General features: G+C 40.0%; 2 protein-coding genes. Both read left to right on the top strand.

Annotated elements, in window-relative coordinates:
- Window positions 1-255 (top strand): hypothetical protein (locus H6S82_RS32525; RefSeq protein WP_191057451.1); only part of this gene is annotated, 255 nt, incomplete at its 5' end.
- 423 nt (window positions 256-678) lie between these two features.
- The coding region (locus tag H6S82_RS32520; RefSeq protein WP_206756929.1) for a GAF domain-containing protein at window positions 679-1,503 on the top strand (825 nt) is incomplete at its 3' end.

The raw sequence follows: 1,503 nt of genomic DNA, 5'->3' as shown, positions 1-1,503 counted from the left end.
CTTTACATCAGTCGATCGCTGTCACTAGAACTAATAGTAGGCACATCCACCGACTTGGGGTTTAGGGCGAACTGTAATCAATTAGTCGTGTTTGCCGTCTGGATGGGAAAATGTGGGGAACACAACGCGGATTTGAACGCGGATGCAGGGATGAAAGAGGAATTAATCTGTGCATCTATGCCATCAGTGTCGTGGCAAGGAGGTGAGCGGAAGCATATTTACCAAGAGTGTGGGGCAACGGAAAAATTAACGTAGAAATCTGGAATATTTTCGGTGAGCGCGTCCGTTGGCGATCGAACGACAAATGGCCTTGGGAAATTTCTCAATTCACTTGCAATAGTGCCGCGACAATTAAGCCAACAATTTGGTGAAATTACACTTTTTTTAAAGTAACTATAAACTACTGTTGACCTTGTTTATCGGCATTAGCATAGTCCCAATGTGCCTTTTTGTGAGATAATTTTACTGGTTAATCCAGGGGATAAGCTGGTAAAAATTTATGGGGAGCGCTCTAAGCAGCCGTTATAATTTTAGGCTGGTTTCCTGGTAAATTATTGATCGAGCATCATGTAGCTTTCAGAATAGGAGATTGAAAATATTATGTCCTCTAAGAAGTCCGAGTCCATTTGGCGAATTTTTGCTAAAAAAACTGTGGATTCGGCTTGCAGCATTTTAAAATTGCCTACAATCAGTCAATTAGAAGCCCAAGTCGCTCGACAAGAGTTTGAACTGCAAAAAAAAGAAGCGCAAGAAAGAGCTTTATATCGAGTCATCAGTAAAATCCGTGCTTCTCTGGATCTGGAAACCATCTTTCGGACAACCACTAAGGAAACCTGTAAACTACTCCGGGTAGAGCGAATAGCAGTTTATCGTTTTTATGAAAATTGGGGAGGAGAATTTGTCAGTGACTTTGAGTTTGTCGAGCCAGAAGTTGATGATATCAAGATTATGGAAAAGAATACTGTCTGGAATGATTCTTATCTTCAAGAGAATAAAGGTGGGCGATATCGCAACAACGAAATTTTAAGTGTTTCAGATATTTATACGGCAGGTTTATCCCCTTGTCATCTCGAAATTTTAGAGCAATTTCAGATTCGAGCCTACGCCACTGCACCAATTTTTATCGGCAAACAATTGTGGGGAGTCCTTTCAGCCTATCAGCATTCAAAGCCTTATGATTGGAAAAAATCAGATATTCAGTTTTTAGGAAAAGTTGCCTCACAATTGGGTTTTGCTGTTCAACAAGCACAACTTTTGATTCAAGCTGAGCAAAAAGTAACAGCATTAAATCAAGCCTATCAAAGGCAGAAAATTTTATTTGATTTGGTTGCCCAAATTCGCGAATCTCTGAATATGGAGAGTTTGTTCAAGACAACTGTTCGGGAAATTCGCAAAGTTCTTGAGGTGGATCGAGTTGGCATCTTTAAATTCGATCCTGAATCTAATTTTGGCAATGGAAAATTTATTGCAGAAAATGTCTTGCCAATGTATGACTCCGCCATT

Origin of the sequence: Planktothrix sp. FACHB-1355 (assembly GCF_014748295.1) — a bacterium.
Lineage (GTDB): Bacteria > Cyanobacteriota > Cyanobacteriia > Cyanobacteriales > Aerosakkonemataceae > Aerosakkonema > Aerosakkonema funiforme_A.
Note: the sequence above shows the minus strand (reverse complement) of the source record. Positions and strands in the feature narration are given on the sequence as shown.